15 protein-coding genes are annotated in these 15,856 nt (G+C 65.2%); 6 read left to right on the top strand and 9 right to left on the bottom strand.

Features of this window, described 5'->3' with window-relative positions; translation table 11 throughout:
- Positions 1-399: EF-hand domain-containing protein (locus K7W03_RS23500; RefSeq protein WP_222887477.1), on the top strand; the 399-nt coding region annotated here is incomplete at its 5' end.
- Positions 400-403: 4 nt separating this feature from the next.
- Here the strand turns inward: K7W03_RS23500 and trmFO are convergent.
- Positions 404-1,756, bottom strand: a complete 1,353-nt coding sequence (trmFO, locus tag K7W03_RS23505) for a methylenetetrahydrofolate--tRNA-(uracil(54)-C(5))-methyltransferase (FADH(2)-oxidizing) TrmFO (RefSeq protein WP_173676445.1) — start codon at positions 1,754-1,756, stop codon at positions 404-406.
- A 62-nt stretch (positions 1,757-1,818) separates the two neighbouring features.
- Here trmFO and K7W03_RS23510 point away from each other — a divergent pair, with 62 nt between their 5' ends.
- The gene (locus K7W03_RS23510; RefSeq protein WP_044662029.1) at positions 1,819-2,241 is read left to right on the top strand and encodes a VOC family protein; all 423 of its coding nucleotides are present in this window, start codon (positions 1,819-1,821) and stop codon (positions 2,239-2,241) included.
- Here the strand turns inward: K7W03_RS23510 and K7W03_RS23515 are convergent.
- Positions 2,193-3,512 carry a dicarboxylate/amino acid:cation symporter gene (locus K7W03_RS23515; RefSeq protein ID WP_222887478.1) on the bottom strand — a complete coding sequence of 440 codons (1,320 nt, stop codon included), beginning with the start codon at positions 3,510-3,512 and terminating at the stop codon, positions 2,193-2,195. The genes K7W03_RS23510 and K7W03_RS23515 overlap by 49 nt on opposite strands.
- Positions 3,513-3,749: 237 nt before the next feature.
- Here K7W03_RS23515 and K7W03_RS23520 point away from each other — a divergent pair, with 237 nt between their 5' ends.
- Positions 3,750-5,075, top strand: coding sequence for a M20/M25/M40 family metallo-hydrolase (locus K7W03_RS23520; RefSeq protein ID WP_226870444.1), 1,326 nt, complete (start codon positions 3,750-3,752; stop codon positions 5,073-5,075).
- 55 nt (positions 5,076-5,130) lie between these two features.
- On the opposite strand, the gene leuA is transcribed toward K7W03_RS23520, so the two are convergent.
- The 7 genes from leuA to miaA form a co-directional block, all read right to left on the bottom strand.
- Positions 5,131-6,804 carry a 2-isopropylmalate synthase gene (gene leuA / locus K7W03_RS23525; protein ID WP_025549081.1) on the bottom strand — a complete coding sequence of 558 codons (1,674 nt, stop codon included), beginning with the start codon at positions 6,802-6,804 and terminating at the stop codon, positions 5,131-5,133.
- Between the two features lie 381 nt (positions 6,805-7,185).
- Positions 7,186-7,809 carry a YceI family protein gene (locus K7W03_RS23530; RefSeq protein ID WP_044662032.1) on the bottom strand — a complete coding sequence of 208 codons (624 nt, stop codon included), beginning with the start codon at positions 7,807-7,809 and terminating at the stop codon, positions 7,186-7,188.
- Positions 7,810-7,947: 138 nt separating this feature from the next.
- Entirely contained in the window at positions 7,948-9,093 is a 1,146-nt protein-coding gene (ilvC, locus tag K7W03_RS23535; RefSeq protein ID WP_308507649.1) for a ketol-acid reductoisomerase, read from the bottom strand.
- 47 nt (positions 9,094-9,140) lie between these two features.
- A complete protein-coding gene (gene ilvN, locus K7W03_RS23540) occupies positions 9,141-9,656 on the bottom strand; it encodes an acetolactate synthase small subunit (RefSeq protein ID WP_044662034.1) in 516 nt (171 codons plus the stop codon).
- Positions 9,656-10,000, bottom strand: coding sequence for a hypothetical protein (locus tag K7W03_RS23545; protein WP_025552122.1), 345 nt, complete (start codon positions 9,998-10,000; stop codon positions 9,656-9,658). The genes ilvN and K7W03_RS23545 overlap by 1 nt, the downstream gene beginning before the upstream one ends.
- 10 nt (positions 10,001-10,010) lie before the next feature.
- Positions 10,011-11,759, bottom strand: a complete 1,749-nt coding sequence (locus tag K7W03_RS23550) for an acetolactate synthase 3 large subunit (RefSeq protein WP_025552120.1) — start codon at positions 11,757-11,759, stop codon at positions 10,011-10,013.
- Between the two features lie 100 nt (positions 11,760-11,859).
- The gene (miaA, locus tag K7W03_RS23555; protein WP_222887480.1) at positions 11,860-12,804 is read right to left on the bottom strand and encodes a tRNA (adenosine(37)-N6)-dimethylallyltransferase MiaA; all 945 of its coding nucleotides are present in this window, start codon (positions 12,802-12,804) and stop codon (positions 11,860-11,862) included.
- On the opposite strand from miaA, the gene serB reads away from it, so the two are divergent.
- From serB to K7W03_RS23570, 3 genes are all read left to right on the top strand, one after another.
- Positions 12,803-13,681: a phosphoserine phosphatase SerB gene (gene serB, locus K7W03_RS23560; protein ID WP_222887481.1), complete on the top strand. Its 879-nt coding sequence runs from the start codon at positions 12,803-12,805 to the stop codon at positions 13,679-13,681. The two genes, miaA and serB, sit on opposite strands and share 2 nt — an antisense overlap.
- Before the next feature lie 281 nt (positions 13,682-13,962).
- Positions 13,963-14,223: a hypothetical protein gene (locus K7W03_RS23565; RefSeq protein ID WP_025552117.1), complete on the top strand. Its 261-nt coding sequence runs from the start codon at positions 13,963-13,965 to the stop codon at positions 14,221-14,223.
- Positions 14,224-14,279: 56 nt separating this feature from the next.
- Complete coding sequence (locus K7W03_RS23570) at positions 14,280-15,776, top strand: L,D-transpeptidase family protein (RefSeq protein WP_222887482.1); 1,497 nt, start codon at positions 14,280-14,282, stop codon at positions 15,774-15,776.
- The last annotated feature ends 80 nt before the right edge of the window (positions 15,777-15,856 follow it).

Consider the following 15,856-nt stretch of genomic DNA (forward strand, 5'->3'; position numbering starts at 1 on the left):
CAGGGGCGGGCGAACAATGAACCCGTGCCCCAGCCCCTGATCGGATCGCCCCCGCCGCCCGCTGTCGACGCCCTGCCGGAAGGCGATCCGGACGCTTCGGGCGATGCGCCGCCCATGCCCGGCGAAGCGTCGCCGCAAAGCCGCGAGCAGAAGCGCTTTGGCCGCTACGACCGCAATCGCGACGGCTTCATCACGCGGGTCGAGATGATGGGCAGCCGCGTCAAGGCGTTCAAGGCGCTCGACCGCGACAATGACAATCTCCTCTCCTTCGAGGAATGGGCGGTGACGACGTCGGATCGCTTTGCCAAGGCGGACGGCGATGGCGACGGCAGGCTGACCCCAGCGGAATTCGCGACGACCGCGCCGAAACGCGCGGCCGCCGCCAAATGCAGATGCTGAAACGTCAGGCCGGCTGAAGTTCGCCCAGCCAGGCGCCCAGCGCGGCGCGGGCGCGGGATGTCATGGCTTCCTTGCGCTGCTTCTTCTTCACGTCGTCGAGCGGGGGGAAGAGGCCGAAATTGACGTTCATCGGCTGGTAATCCGCCGTCTCGACATTGCCGGTCACATGGCCCAGCAGCGCGCCGAGCGCGGTTTCCGGCGGCAGCGGCGCGAGCGGCCGGCCCAATATCTCCGCCGCGGCAAAGCGCCCGGCGAGCAGGCCTATGGCCGCGCTCTCGACATAGCCCTCGCAGCCCGTGACCTGTCCGGCAAAGCGGATATGCGGGGCGCTTTTCAGGCGCAAGGTGCCGTCCAGCAGCTTGGGGCTCTGGATGAAGGTGTTGCGGTGAAGCCCGCCCAGCCGGGCGAATTCCGCCTTTTCCAGACCGGGGATGGTGCGGAACAGTTCAACCTGCGCGCCATGCTTCAGCTTGGTCTGGAAGCCGACCATGTTCCACAGCGTGCCCGACGCATTGTCCTGCCGCAGCTGCACCACCGCATAGGGCCAGCGGCCGGTGCGCGGATCGTCCAGTCCCATCGGCTTCATCGGTCCGTGGCGCAATGTTTCCGGGCCACGCGACGCCATGACTTCGATGGGCATGCAGCCCTCGAAATAGGGGGTGTCCTTTTCCCATTCCTTGAAGTCGCTCTTCTCGCCGTCGAGCAGGCCCTGGACGAAGGCCTGATACTGCTCCCTGTTCATGGGGCAGTTGATATAGTCCTTCCCCTCGCCGCCGCCGGGGCCGATCTTGTCCCAGCGATTGGCCATCCAGCATTTGTCCATGTCGATGCTGTCGAAATGCACGACCGGCGCGATGGCGTCGAAAAAGGCGAGATGGTCGATGCCCGCCGCCTGCCCGATGCTGGCGGCCAGAGCGGGGGCGGTCAGCGGGCCGGTGGCGACGATGGTCATGCCCTCTGTCGGCAACGTGTCGATGCGTTCGCGCACGATCTCCACATTGGGATGCCCGGCCAGTGCCCGGGTGACGCCTTCGGAAAAGATGTGGCGGTCGACGGCCAGGGCCGACCCGGCGGGAACCTTGGCCGGTTCCGCCTGCGCCATGATGAGGGAGCCCAGCCGCCGCATCTCCTGATGCAGCAGCCCCACGGCATTCTTGTCCGCATCGTCGGAGCGGAAGCTGTTGGAGCAGACCAGTTCAGCCAGCCCCTCGGTCTGATGCGCGGGCGTCATGTCGCCGCTCCCGCGCATTTCCGACAGGCGGACCTTCACGCCGGCCTGCGCCAATTGCCATGCCGCTTCCGTGCCTGCCATGCCGCCGCCGATGATGTGAACCTGATGCTTCGCCACTTTGCCCATTCTTCAATTCATGCGTTGTGGTGGGGCGTTTAGGTCAAAAGCGAGAAAAAGGAGAGCGCAAAATGATCGACCATATCGGCTTTGCGGTCAGTGATGCCGGACGATCGCGCGATTTCTACGATGAACTGCTGGGCGCGATCGGCCTCAGGCGGTTGCGGACGGTCGCTGCGGCGGAAAATGGCAGCGGCGGGGATGCCCATGGCTATGGCCGGGATGAGGACGCCTTCTTCTGGTTCGGTGACAATGAAGCGGTGGGTGAGGGGACGCATGTCGCCTTCCGGGTCGAGAACCGGGCGATGGTCCACGCCTTTCACGCGGCGGGGCTGCGCGCCGGGGGCAAGGATAATGGCGCGCCCGGCCTGCGGCCCCGCTATGGCGCGAGCTATTACGCCGCCTTCATCCTCGACCCCGACGGCATCAATGTGGAGGCGGTATGCTATGCGATGGAGGAGCCGAGCGCTTCGGTGGACGGGGATGCGCCATAATAGGCGCTCTCGTCCAAAATCCCCTCCCGCTTGGCGACGATGGTGGCGACCAGCACCTGCCCCGCGACGTTGACGGCGGTGCGGCCCATGTCGAGGATCGGATCGATGGCGAGCAGCAGCCCGGCGCCCTCCAGCGGCAGTCCGAGCGTGGAAAGCGTCAGCGTCAGCATCACGATCGCGCCTGTCAGGCCCGCCGTCGCCGCCGATCCGACGACGGAAACGAAGACGATCAGCGCATAATCCGCCGCATGGAGGGGAATGCCGTAGAAGCCCGCCACGAAGATCGCCGCCAGCGCCGGATAGATGGAGGCGCAGCCGTCCATCTTGGTGGTCGACGCCAGCGGAATGGCGAAGGCGGCATAGCCCCTTTCCACGCCCATGCGTTCCGTCACGGCTTCGGTGACGGGCAGCGTGCCGACCGAGGATCGCGAAACGAAACCGAGCTGGATCGCCGGCCACGCCTTGGCGAAGAAGGGCAGCGGCCTGAGCCCGTTTGCCGCCAGCAGCAGCGGATAGACGACCAGCAGCACCAGCGCGAGGCCCAGATAGACGGCTCCGGCAAAACCGCCGAGCTGGGCGAGCGCGCTCCAGCCATAGGTGGCGATGGCGCTGCCGATCAGGGCGGCGGAACCGATGGGCGTCAGGCGGATGATCCAGCCCAGGATGGCGCGGACCACCGCCAGCAGGGAGCGGACGAAGGCCAGGAAAGGCTCTGCCTTCTCTCCGACCTTCAAGGTGGCGAGGCCGACGGCGATGGAGATCACCAGCAACTGCAGGATGTTGAAGGAAAGCGTGGTGGTCGCGCCGCCATCGTTCAGCTTGGTGCTGGCGGACAGGGCGAAGCTGTTGCCGGGAACCAGCCCCTTCAGGAAATCGAGCCAGCCACCGACGGAGTCCGTCTTGCCGATCGCCAGCGCCTGTCCGTGCAGGCCAGAGCCCGGCTGGACGACCAGGCCGATGGCAAGGCCGATGACGACCGCGATCAGCGCCGTGATCGCGAACCAGAGCAGGGTCTGCCCCGCCAGCCGCGCCGCATTGTCGAGCGCGCGCAGATTGGCGATGGAGGCGACGATGGCCGCGAACACCAGCGGCGGCACCACGGCCTTCAGCAGGGAAACGAAGATCGACCCCGTCGTCTTGAGCGCGGTCGCCAGCCAGTTGAGGTCGCCGTCCGGGGCGGTCCCCATGGCTCGCGCCGCCAGACCGAGCAACAGGCCAACCGCCATGCCGACCAGAACCTGAAATCCGAAACTGCGATAGTTGATGGCCATGGGTGCATTCCTTCGGGCGACCGGCGCGCGATATGGTGAGCGATGCCGTCAAATGCGCGCAAGCAATTCTTTATGGGGGTGAACGCGGATAAGGACGCCCTCTTTCCGCGACTGGGACAGCAAACGGATTGGCTGTCGCAATCCACTATGCCACAGAATGGTCCTTGGTCCAGCAGGAGATGCGATTTGAGGAAATGGCGGGCGGTTCTTGCGGTCCTGACCGCTCCGGTGCTGTTCCTGCCGCACCCCGCGCAGGCCGCCGGCGACCCGGCATTGGCCAAGGACATTCTCGTCAGATCCATTGCGTTCCGGACGGTGGAGGGAGAGGGGCAGGTGCCCCGCCTCGCCGCCTATTATGCATCGCTGCTGCAGCAGGCGGGATTTGCGGCGGGGGATGTGGAGATCACGCCGATGGGTGAGACGGCGAGCCTGGCCGCGACCATTCGCGGCAGCGATCCGCAGCTCAGGCCGCTGCTCCTGATCGGCCATATGGATGTGGTGGCCGCCAATCCGGCGGACTGGGCGCGCGATCCATTCCTGCCGGTCGAGGAGGATGGCTATATTTTCGGGCGCGGCGCGGAGGACAATAAATATGATGTCGCCATGATGGTGGCGACGTTGATGGGCCTGAAGAAGGAAGGCTGGCAACCGCGGCGGACCGTCACCCTGCTGCTGTCGGGCGACGAGGAAACCCATATGCGGACGAGCAGGGCGCTGGCGGAGAAATATAAGGACGCCGAACTGCTGCTGAATGGAGATGGCGGCGGCGGGCTGCTGGACGAGGGCGGACGGGCGGTGCTCTATCAATTGCAGGCTGGCGAGAAAAGCTATGCGGATTTCGAGATCGCCTTCACCGATGCGGGCGGCCACAGCAGCGCGCCGACGCCGGGCAACCCGATCTATCGGCTGGCGCGGGCGATCGACCGCATCGCCGCCTATCGCTTCGCGCCGATGCGCAATGAACTGACCAGGGCATCGCTGGCCCTTTCGGCGGAGCGGATCGGCGGGGCCGTGGGTGAGGCGATGCGGCGCTATGCCGAGACGGGGGACTGGAAGGCGGCCGACCTGCTGTCGGACTATCCCGAATTTGTGGGGCAGGTGCGGACGACCTGCGTCGCCACCATGGCGCAGGCGGGCCACGCGCTCAACGCGCTGCCGCAAAGCGCGAAGGTCGACGTCAACTGCCGCATCTTTCCCGGCATTGCGGTGGATGCCGTGAAGGCGGAACTGGCGCAGGCCATTGACGATCCGGACGCCAGGATCACCACCCTGGACGACCCGCAGGCGAGCGATGCGTCACCGCTCCGCGAGGATGTGGTGAAAGCGGTCAAGGCAGCGGTTTCGGCCCGCAATCCGGATATTCCCGTCATACCTTCCATGTCGGCGGGGGCGACGGACAGCCTCTATTTCCGGGCGCTGGGGGTGCCGAGCTATGGCGTTTCCAGCCTGTTCCAGCGCGGCGAGGACGGCTTTGCCCATGGGCTGAACGAACGCGTGCCGGTGGCGGGGATACCGCAAGCGCTCGACCAGTGGGAGCGGATGGTGAAGGCCCTGGCGGGGTAGATCGTCTTCCCCATGGGCTCCCGCCTTTGCAGGAGCCCATTGCAGGTCGGTCGTTTCAGCGCTGCGTGGCGACGCTGTTGGCCGCAGACAGCACCGCCTGAACCGAGGCCGTGGCGACATCCGTATCCGTGCCGATCCCGAAGATGGTCCGGCCATCGGGGGTGCGGCATTCGACATAGGCGGCCGCCGCGACATCCGTACCCGCGCCGATCGCATGCTCGCTATAGTCGGCGACCTCCAGATCGACCCCCAGTTCATCGCGCAGCGCCGCGAGAACCGAGGAGATCAGGCCGTTGCCGCGTCCGGAAATGCTCCGTTCGCCACCCTTGTGCGTGATCTTGCCGGTGAAGATGCGGTCGCCCGCCGCGCCGCTCTCATGATAGTCGATCAGGCTGTAGGGCTGTTCGCCCGTCAGGCGATAATGGGTTTCGAAAGCGGTCCAGATGTCGGCGGCGTTCAGTTCGCGGCTGCTTTCGTCGGCCAGCGCCTGCACGACCTTCGAAAAATCGGCCTGCATGCGCTTGGGCAGCTTCAGCCCCTTGTCCTGTTGCAGCACCCAGGCGACGCCGCCCTTGCCGGACTGGCTGTTCACCCGGATCACCGCTTCGTAATCGCGGCCCAGATCCTTGGGGTCGATGGGCAGATAGGGCACGTCCCAGATCTGGTCGTTGCGCGCTTCCTGCGCGGCGAAGCCCTTCTTGATGGCGTCCTGATGGCTGCCGGAAAAGGCGGTGAACACCAGTTCGCCGGCATAGGGATGGCGCGGGTGGACGGGCAACTGGTTGCAATATTCGACGGTCTGGATGACTTCATCGATGTCGCTGAAATCCAGGCCGGGGTTGATGCCCTGCGTGTACATGTTGAGCGCCACGGTCACCAGGTCGCAATTGCCGGTGCGCTCGCCATTGCCGAACAGGCAGCCTTCGACGCGATCCGCGCCCGCCATCAGGCCCAGTTCCGCCGCCGCCACGCCGGTGCCGCGATCATTATGGGTGTGCAGCGAGATGACGACGCTGTCGCGCTTGCTGATGTTGCGGCAGATCCATTCGATCTGGTCGGCATAGATATTGGGCGTCGCCGCCTCTACCGTGGCGGGCAGGTTCAGGATCAGCGGACGCTCCGGCGTGGGCTGGAGGATTTCCATCACCGCTTCGCAGCATTCCAGGCTGAAATCCAGCTCGGCGGTGGAAAAGGTTTCGGGCGAATATTCGAAATGCCAGTCGGTGTCGGGCTGCTTCGCCGCATTGTCGCGCAGCAGCTTCGCGGCGGTGATCGCGATGTCCCTGATCTGCGGCCGGTCCATCTGGAACACGATATTGCGCCAGGCGGGGGATACGGCGTTATAGACGTGGACGATGGCCTTCTTCGCGCCGCGCAAGGATTCGAAGGTGGTGGCGATCAGGTCTTCGCGCGCTTGCGTGAGCACCTGAGGGAACACATCGTCGGGGATCGCGCCGTCGCGCACCAGGCCGGAGATGAAGTCGAACTCGGTCGCGCCAGCACTTGGGAACCCGACCTCGATCTCCTTGACGCCGACCTTCACCAGCAGGTCGAAGAAGCGGCGCTTCTTTTCCGCATTCATCGGGTCGATCAGCGACTGGTTGCCGTCGCGCATGTCGGTCGACAGCCAGCGCGGCGGGGCGGTGATGACGTTCGACGGCCACTGGCGGTTCGGCAGGTCGACCTGAGGGAAGGGGCGGTATTTCAGCGAGGGATCGGTCAGCATCATGACGAAAATGGCTTCTCTGCATACGGGCGAGCCTGTCCAAAGGATTGCGGCCTGCCCGGTGGTACGACTATCTGCTTGATTATGCCCTTAGGCGGATTGCCGCGTCATTCAAGCGAAGAGCAGCACAAAAACCACGCCTAAGGGCGTGTAAGTCGTAGCAGGGGAAGAAGCGCGCGCTGCATGATGGGAGCGCCATAGCCCGAATCGACCGGCAAGCGCAAGGGGGAGGACACAGGCCCTCGCTCCTCCCGATTGCGGAAGGAGTGGGGAGGGGCGCGGCGTCACCGGCGCGTCGACCGGTTAGCGAAGAAGCTCGCTTCGCTCGCGCCCTTCCCAACCCCCTCCCGCGGGCGGGAGGGGGTTGTCGTTCGTGCCCGTGGCTTATTTCTGGAAAGCGACGACGATCTTCAGTTCCACGGCGTCACCGACCATCGGCACGCCATAGCCCATGCCGAAATCGCTGCGCTTGATCGTGGTCGTGGCGACGAAGCCGGCATTTTCCTTGCCGCCCATCATCGCCGGCGCCTTGCCCGCGCCGTAGAATTCGGTGTCCAGCGTCACCGGCTTGGTAATGCCCTTGATGGTCAAGTTGCCGGTGATTTCCGCCTCGTTGCCCTGCGCTTTCACGCCCGTCGACACGAAAGTCGCCTTGGGGAATTTGGCGGAGTCGAAGAATTCCGGCTTCATCAGATGTTCGTCGAGCTTGGCGATGCCGGTCTTGAGGTTCGTCACCGGAACCTCGACCGAAACCTTGGCGGCCGAGGGGTTTTTCGGATCGAGCGTCAGCGTGCCGGTCGATTCGGAAATGACGCCCAGATTGTTGGTGAAGCCCATATGGTCATAGGCGAAGAGGATCTGGGTGTGGCCGGGATCGATCGTATAGGTGCCGCCGGTCACGCGCGTGGCGTCCTTCGCGCCGGGGGCGGGCGGCATCTGCTGGGCGATGACGGCGCTGCCGCCGGCAAGGGCGACAAGGGCGGCGGCGGGGATCAGATATTTGCGCATGAAGGATAATCTCCGAAAGCGATCAAGGGACGCCGCTACGATAAGCGACGTCCCTTGATTGTTCCAGAGCCGTAACCGGAAACAAAGGGTTACCGGATCGGCTACCTACCACCCCGTTGCCGGGATGGCGGGCGGCTTTCAGTTCTTGTCCTTGTCGACCAGCTTGTTGGCGCCGATCCAGGGCATCATGGCGCGCAGCTTCGCGCCGGTTTCCTCGATCGGGTGACGCTGCGAAGCGATGCGGCTTGCCTTGAGTTCCGGCTGGCCGGCGCGGTTGTCCAGCACGAAATCCTTGACGAAGCGGCCCGACTGGATGTCGGCCAGGACGCGCTTCATTTCCTTCTTCGTCTCTTCGGTGATGATGCGCGGGCCGGTCTTGATGTCGCCATATTCGGCGGTGTTCGAGATCGAATAGCGCATGGTGGCGATGCCGCCTTCATACATCAGGTCGACGATCAGCTTCAGTTCGTGGAGGCATTCGAAATAGGCCATTTCCGGGGAATAGCCCGCCTCGACCAGCGTTTCGAAACCGGCCTGGACCAGCGCGGTGGTGCCGCCGCACAGCACGGCCTGCTCACCGAACAGATCGGTTTCGCATTCCTCGCGGAAGTTGGTTTCGATGATGCCGGAGCGGCCGCCGCCGACGCCCGAAGCATAGGAGAGGGCGATGTCATGGGCATTGCCGGTCGCGTCCTGATGAACGGCGATCAGGCAGGGCACGCCGCCGCCGCGCAGATATTCGCCGCGGACGGTGTGGCCCGGGCCCTTGGGCGCGATCATGATGACGTCGACGTCCTTGCGCGGCTCGATCAGCCCGAAATGCACGTTGAGGCCGTGCGCGAAGGCCAGTGCCGCGCCGGGGCGCAGATTGGCGTGGATGTCGGCGGCATAGACGGCGGCCTGATGCTCGTCGGGCGCCAGGATCATGAGCACGTCGGCCCAGGCGGCCGCTTCGGCGTTGGGCAGCACCTTGAAACCCGCGCCTTCGGCCTTCTTGGCGCTGGGCGAACCGGGGCGCAGCGCGATGGCGATTTCGGCAACGCCGGAATCGCGCAGATTCTGCGCATGGGCGTGGCCCTGGCTGCCATAGCCCAGAATGGCGACCTTCTTGCCCTTGATCAGGCCGATGTCGGCGTCGCGATCGTAATAAACCTTCATTTGACGTTCCTTCTTTCCGTTCGGGTGGCGCCTTGCGGAGCCGAGATTTGCGGTGAGGGGGACCACCTGCGCGGCGAGGGGACCGCCCTCACCCTCCCATCGCTTTGCGGCGTCGAAAAGAGGCACGTGACTCTTTTCGACCTCCCTCTCCCGGCGGGAGAGGGGTGATTTCTTCAGTTCGGCTCCTTGCCGCGGATCAGGCCGACGACTCCGGTGCGGCCTACCTCCACCAGGCCGATCTGCCGCATGAGGCCGACGAAATTGTCGATCTTGTCGGTGGTGCCCGTGATCTCGAAGATGAAGCTCTCGATCGTCGTGTCGACCACCTTCGCGCGGAAGACGTCGGCCAGGCGAAGCGCCTCGATCCGGTCCTCTCCCACGCCCGCGACCTTGACCAGCGCCAGTTCGCGTTCGACGAAGGGGCCGTTGTCGGTAAGGTCGGTCACCTTGTGCACCGGCACCAGCCGTTCGAGCTGGGCGATAATCTGGTCGATCACCTTGGGCGGGCCGCTGGTGACGATGGTGATGCGGCTGATCGCATGATCGGGGGTGATGTCGGCCACGGTCAGACTGTCGATATTATAGCCGCGCGCGGTGAACAGGCCCGCGATGCGCGCCAATATGCCCGCCTCGTTCGAAACCGTCAGCGACAGGACATGCCGCTCGCTAATCTCTTCCTGAATATGCATCAGATGCTTCCGTTGTCCGGTTCTTCGCGCTCATGGCGCTCTGAAATCATGCCTGTGAAGGCGTAGTGCCATGCGCCGTCGTCGCGATGGGCGATCCGCACCGGGAAGCCCGCGATCGCATCGAACATCCGCGCCAGATGCTCGCCCACATAGCGCGGACTGACCAGCAGGCGGCCGATGTGGCGTTCGTGAAAGTCGAAGCCCGCATCCAGATGGACTTCCCAATCCCCATTCTCCGGATCGGCATGGTCCACCGTCCAGCCGGTCAGTTCGGACCTGCCGGCCAACCGTTCGAAATCGAAAGGTTCGCTCACATGGATGCGGAGCTTCAGATGTTGCGTCACGCCGCCATCCCTACACCAGCGCCTTCGCTTCGTCCGACATGACGCCTTCGACCTGGCTGGGGTCGAGCAGCATGTCGGTATGCGCCGCGCCCGACGGGATCATCGGGAAACAGTTGGAAAGCTTCGCCACGCGGCAGTCCACGATCACCGGACCGGGCGTGTCGATCATCTGGCGGATGCCCGCCTCCAGTTCCTGCGGCCCCTCGATGCGGATGCCGGTCCAGCCATAGGCCTCCGCCAGCTTCACGAAATCGGGCAGGCTGTCGGAATAGCTATTGGAATAGCGGCTTTCATAGGTCAGTTCCTGCCATTGGCGGACCATGCCCATATATTCATTGTTGAGGATGAAGATCTTGACCGGCAGGCGATACTGGCTGGCCGTCCCCATTTCCTGGATGTTCATCTGGATCGATGCGTCGCCCGCGACGCAGACCACCAGACTGTCCGGATTGCCCAGTTGCGCGCCGATGGCGGCCGGGAAACCGTAGCCCATGGTGCCGAGGCCGCCGGAGGTCAGCCATTTATTGGGCGCGTCGAAGCCGAAATGCTGGGCGGCCCACATCTGGTGCTGGCCGACCTCGGTCGTGATGATGACGTCACTGGCCGATCGCGAAGCCTTGTAGAGCTGGGCGATCGCCTCCTGCGGCATGATCTCTTCGCGGCTTTCCGGATAGGCGAGGCTGTTGCGCGCGCGCCAGCCGTCTATCCGCGCCCACCATTCGCCAAGGTCCGCCGCCTTGTGTCCGCGATCCTTCCAGAGCGCGATCATGTCCGCCAGGGCGTTGCCGACGTCCGCGATAATGGGCAGGTCGACCTCGACCGTCTTGTTGATCGAGCTGCGGTCGATGTCGATGTGGATCTTCTTCGCATGCGGGGCGAAGGCGTCCAGACGGCCCGTCACGCGGTCGTCGAAACGGGCGCCGACGCAGACGATCAGGTCCGCCTTGTTCATCGCCCAATTGGCTTCATAGGTGCCGTGCATGCCCAGCATTCCAAGCCACTGGCCGGACGAAGCGGGAAAGGCGCCCAGACCCATCAGCGTCGAGGTGACGGGCGCGCCGGTCAGCGCGGCGATCTCGCGCAGCAGGGTCGAGGCTTCGGGACCGGAGTTGATGACCCCGCCGCCGGTGTAGAAGATCGGCCGCTCGGCAGCCGCCAGCATCTCGACCGCGCTGGCGATGGCGGCCGGGTCTGCCTCGGTCTGCGGGCGGTAGCTGGCATGTTCGAAGCTTTCCGGCTTCCTGTAGGGCGCGGTGGCGATCTGGACATTCTTGGGAATGTCGATGACGACCGGGCCGGGGCGGCCGGTGGTGGCGATGTGGAACGCCTCATGGACGACGCTCGCCAGCTTGCCGGGCGACTTCACCAGATAGTTGTGCTTGGTGCAGTGGCGCGTGATGCCGACCGTGTCCGCTTCCTGGAAAGCGTCCGTGCCGATGAGCTGCGTCGGAACCTGCCCGGTGATGACGACCATCGGGATCGAATCCATCAGCGCGTCGGTGATGCCGGTGACGGCATTGGTCGCGCCGGGGCCGGACGTGACGAGCACGACGCCGGGCTTGCCGGTGGAACGGGCATAGCCTTCCGCCATATGGGTCGCGCCCTGTTCGTGGCGAACGAGCACATGGCGGATCTTCGGATGATTGAAGAGTGCGTCATAAATGGGCAGCACCGCGCCGCCCGGATAGCCGAACACGACCTCGACCCCCAGGTCGATCAGGCACTCAACCAATATGTCCGCGCCGCTCTTTTCGGCCACGATGGCTCCTTCCATTCGATAATTGCTGCGCCCTCTGCTCCAGAAGCGGAAGGATGGCAAGGCGGCTGCGTCTATTGGACATAAAATGGCAAGTCAATAGTTATTGTTGTAATTTTATTGCCAATTCATCGACAATTTCCATATTAATCTGTCGCGCCTCTCGAGGCCATTCGGGCGGAGGCTGGCGCGAAAACCAGGTATATTGCCGTTTCGCATATTGGCGGGTGGCGATCCGGCCGCGTTCCATCATGGTCTCCCGGTCGATTTCCCCTGCCATCCAGGCGGCGATTTCCGGTACGCCGATGGCGCGCATCACCGGCAGGTCGGGGGAGAGGTCGCGGGCGCGCAGCGCCTCGACTTCCGCTACGGCGCCGCCGTCCACCATCTGCCCGAAGCGCAGGTCGCAGCGCGCGATCAGCCAGTCGCGCGGAGGCAGCAGGATCATGGGCGAAAGGGCGATGTGCGGGCCTATGCCCCCGCTCTTGCGCCGCTGCCATTCGGAGAGGGGCTGGCCGGTCGAGCGGACCACCTCCAGAGCGCGGGCGACGCGGCTGGTGTCGGCGGGGGCGAGGCGGGCGGCAGCGGCGGGGTCTTCCTTCGCCAGCGCGGCATGGGCTTCCGCCACTGGCATGGCGCGGACGGCAGCGCGGACGGCGGGGTCGATGTCCGGGATCGGGGCGATGCCGTCCAGCAGGGTGCGCAGGTAGAGCCCGGTGCCGCCGACCAATATGGGGAGCCGTCCGGCCTCATGCGCCTTGTCGATCTCGCTGCGGGCTTCGGCGGCCCAGCGGGCGGCGGTGCAGGCTTCCGCGCCGTCGATATGACCGAACAGGCGGTGCGGGATACCGGCCATTTCCTCCTCGCTGGGGCGCGCCGAGAGGATATGGAGGTCGGCATAGACCTGGCTCGCATCGGCATTGATGACGATGCCGTTCGCCGCGCGGGCTAGGCGAACCGCAAGCGCGCTCTTGCCGCTGGCGGTGGGCCCGGCAATAAGCGCCACGCGCGGGCGGGATTCGCCCTGTGAAGTGTCAGGAGTTTCCATGTTCGTTGCGACCTTAGTGGCAAGTGGCGCCTTGAGTCAGGACAATATTGCCGAGGCTGCCGGCCGGCTCGCCACGGCGGGTTGCACGCCGGTGGATAGCAAGTGGCTGGACGAGGGCAAGGCGGCGGATATTTTCTTTGGGCTTGATCCGATTGCCGCGCGCGCCGCGCTGACCGGCATTGGCGACTGCGTGGATGTGATCGTCCAACCGGTCGGGGGGCGGGAGAAGAAGCTGCTGATCGCCGACATGGACTCCACCATGATCACGGTCGAATGCATCGATGAACTGGCCGACTATGCCGGGATCAAGGCGCAGATCGCGGAAATCACCGAGCGGGCGATGCGGGGCGAACTCGACTTCGCCGGCGCGCTCCATGAGCGGGTGGCCTTGCTCAAGGGGCTGGCGGACGCGGCCATCGACCAGTGCAGGGCCGAGCGGGTGAAGATCATGCCCGGCGCCCGTGCCCTGGTGCGCACGATGAAGGCGAGGGGAGCGAGGACGCTGCTCGTGTCGGGCGGCTTCACGCGCTTCACCGGACCGGTGGCGGAGGAGATCGGCTTCGATGCCGCCGTCGCCAATGTGCTGGAGATCGCGGACGGGGCCTTGCTGGGCACGGTGACGGTGCCGATCGTCGATGCGGCGCGCAAGCGGGCGGAACTGGAAGCGGCGATAGAGGGCGGGATCGACCGCGCGCTGACCCTGGCCGTGGGCGACGGGGCGAACGACATTCCGATGATCCAGGGGGCCGGGCTGGGGGTCGCCTATCACGCCAAGCCCAAGACGCGCGAAGCGGCGGCGGCGGAGATCGTGCATGGCGATCTGTCCGTGCTGCTCTATGCGCAGGGTATTGCTTCGGCGGAGTGGGTCGGGATTTGATCCCGGCGCGACCTGCTCTTGTTGAAGGGGCCCGGTAAGGCGAGTGGTTCGAACCCGTCCTGCCGCCTGAACCGGGTTCCCGCCTTCGCAGGAGCATGGCGGGCTCGGGACGGCGGAAGCATCGCAGCCCGGCTCGGTTAACCGTTGCCCGGGCACGACTCGTCGTCATTGCGCAGCGGTAATGGAATCGAATCCGACCGCCGGTCGTTACACTCGCGCTGCAACCCGCAGCGTCCACATTCTAACCGGCGCACGGTCCTCGCAGCGCCAAGGGAGAGGGTATGAAAATCAGGCTATTGGCACTTCTCGGCGGCACGGCGCTCGCATTGAGCGCATGCGCGTCGACGAGGGACGAACCCATCGCCCCCGCGCCGCCGGTCGGCCCGGGCGCGATCAGCGGCACTGTCGCGGCAGACCGCAATGGCGACGGCATCGTCGATGGCTATTATTCGCCCGACGGCATGTATCATGAGATTCAGGGACCGCCCTGTCCGCCGCCCCCGCCGCCTCCGCCGCCCTCCCGTCGCGGAGAACGCGGCTGATAAACGCAGTTGTCCGGGCGCGGCGCCTTTGCCGCGCCCCTTTCCTCCGTGCCGCCCTGCTTTCCGCGCTTCTGCTGACGGCCTGGCCCGGACAGGCCATTGCGCAGCCCGGCGCGGTTGCGGACTCCCAGCGCACCAGCGTGGCGGCGGAAATCCGCTCGTCCGTGGGCGGCAAGCTGAGGGATTTCTACGCCCCGCGCGGCTATTGGCCGCTCTGGATCGAAAAGGGCAGGGTCGGGCCGCAAGCCGATGCCCTGATCGCATTGATCGAGGGGGCCGATGCGGATGGGTTGAAACCCAGGGATTATGAACCGCGCGAACTCAAGGCCCTGATGAAGGAGGCCGATGCGAACGGCGATCCCCGGCTGCTGGCGCGGGCGGACATCGCCTTGTCCAAGGCCTTCGCCGCGCTGGTGAGCGACATGCGCAAACCCTCGCGCAAGGTGAAGGTGCGCTATCTCGATCCGGAGGTGGAGCCGAAGGATGAGGAACCGAAGGAGATTCTGCGCGCCGCCGCAGTCGCGCCGTCCTTTGTCGACTATGTGCGTTCGTCCGGCTGGATGAGCCCCTTTTACGTGAAGCTGCGCGACGCCCGGGCGACTTTCGCAAGGCGTTGGGGCGGACTGCCGCAAGTGCCGGTGCCCACCGATGGGAAGCTGCGCCCCGGCATGAAGACTGGCGCCGTGGCGCTTCGCCGCCGCCTGGGGTTGGAGGGCGGAACCGCCTATGACAAGGCGCTCGTCGCAAGGGTGAAGGCGTTTCAGGGCGATCATGGCCTGAAGCCGGACGGTGTCGCGGGCGCCGCGACCATCGCCGCGCTGAACCGGGGCGATGATTATTATGACCGGCTGATCGCGCTCAATCTGGAACGCACGCGGCTGCTGCCCGGTCCGCAGGTGCGGCATGTGGTGGTCGATGCGGCCTCCGCCCGCCTCTGGTATTTCAGCAAGGGCGTGCAGGACGGCACGATGAAGGTGGTCGTCGGCGCGAAGGAAAGCCAGACGCCGATGATGGCGGGCATGGTGCGCTATGCGACGCTCAATCCCTATTGGAACGTGCCGTCCGATCTGGTCGAGCGGAAACTCGCGCCGCGAATGCTAAACGGCGCCTCGCTGACGAAGCTGCGCTATGAAGCGCTTTCCAACTGGAGCGCCAATGCGCAAAAGCTGGAGCCGGCCGCGATCGACTGGCGCGCGGTGGCCGACGGGCGCACCGAATTGCGCGTGCGCCAGCTTCCCGGCGGCGACAATGCCATGGGGAAGGTCAAGTTCATGTTCCCCAACGATCTTGGCATCTACCTGCACGACACGCCATCGCGCGACCTTCTGGCGAAACCGGCGCGGCAGTTCAGCAATGGCTGCGTGCGACTGGAGGATGCGCAAAGGCTGGGCCGCTGGTTCTTCGGCAAGCCGCTGAAGTCCGACAGCGACAAGCCGGAACAGCATGTGCCGCTGCCCCAGCCCGTGCCGGTCTATCTGACCTATCTGACCGCCGTGCCCACCGCGGGCGGGGTGCAGTTCATGCCCGACGTCTATGGACGCGACGGCATCTAGGCAGTAGTGACGATTTAATCATTTGAGCCATAGCATGATGCTGGCGAGTTTGACGAAGCCGAGGAAGTTTGCGGCGAGTT

Origin of the sequence: Sphingobium sp. PNB, from assembly GCF_019873065.1 — a bacterium.
Classification (GTDB): domain Bacteria; phylum Pseudomonadota; class Alphaproteobacteria; order Sphingomonadales; family Sphingomonadaceae; genus Sphingobium; species Sphingobium fuliginis.